Raw genomic sequence first — 268 nt, forward strand, 5'->3', positions numbered from 1 at the left:
CTTTTTTACAGCTTTGAAAAATAATTCTCTATATGCTATTGCTTCACTTGTATTTCAGGTGGGTGCTGGATTAATCATTGCTGCTATTCTGGAAGATAAATTAATTAGAAAGTTTCAACCGTTTTTCCGGACTGTCTTTTTTCTCCCTTCTGTTATTTCGATTGCCGTAGTTGGCTTGGTATGGCAGCTTCTTTATAATCCTGAAGTTGGTTTAGTTAACGGGGTATTAAAAGCAATTGGCCAGGAAGAATGGGCTCGTTCTTGGCTT

Annotated in this window: 1 protein-coding gene; it reads left to right on the top strand. The window is 37.7% G+C overall.

Annotated elements, in window-relative coordinates:
* On the top strand, window positions 1-268 hold a 268-nt coding region (locus tag RYX56_RS22720), incomplete at both ends, for a carbohydrate ABC transporter permease (RefSeq protein WP_369293563.1).

The organism is Alkalihalophilus lindianensis (assembly GCF_032843265.1).
GTDB classification, from domain to species: domain Bacteria; phylum Bacillota; class Bacilli; order Bacillales; family Bacillaceae_D; genus Alkalihalophilus; species Alkalihalophilus lindianensis.